The sequence below is a fragment of the Pseudomonas sp. KCJK9058 genome, assembly GCF_046230975.1.
Lineage (GTDB): Bacteria > Pseudomonadota > Gammaproteobacteria > Pseudomonadales > Pseudomonadaceae > Aquipseudomonas > Aquipseudomonas alloputida.
In genome coordinates this window covers 1-481 of the sequence record NZ_JBJJLR010000128.1, presented here as the reverse complement: position 1 = coordinate 481, position 481 = coordinate 1, and the positions used below count along the sequence as shown (strand labels likewise).

At 60.9% G+C, this 481-nt stretch carries 1 pseudogene; it reads left to right on the top strand.

Features of this window, described 5'->3' with window-relative positions:
- A pseudogene (locus ACK59Z_RS25895) lies at positions 1-481 on the top strand (acetolactate synthase large subunit); the annotation flags it as partial.

Here is a 481-nt window from a genome sequence, read left to right as displayed (position 1 = left end):
GCTGGCCGAGCACGTGGCCATTGAAGCTGCCGTCGAGAAACTGCAGAACGCGCGTAACCCGATCCTGGTGATCGGTGCCGGTGCCAACCGCAAGATGACCGCCAAGGTCCTCAAGCAACTGATCGACAAGACCGGCATCCCGTTCATCACCACCCAAATGGGTAAAGGCGTGGTCGACGAGCGCCACCCGCGCTTCCTCGGCAACGCTGCGCTGTCGTCGGGCGACTTCGTTCACCGCGCCGTCGAAGCCGCCGACCTGATCGTCAACATTGGCCACGATGTGATCGAGAAGCCGCCGTTCTTCATGGTCCGTGGCGGCACCGAAGTCATCCACATCAACTTCCGCTCTGCCGAAGTCGATGCTGTGTACTTCCCGCAAGTAGAAGTGATCGGCGACATCGCCAACGCCGTGTGGCAGATCAGTGAAGCACTGAACGACACGTCGCACTGGGACTTCACCCGCCTGATGGCCATCCGTGAA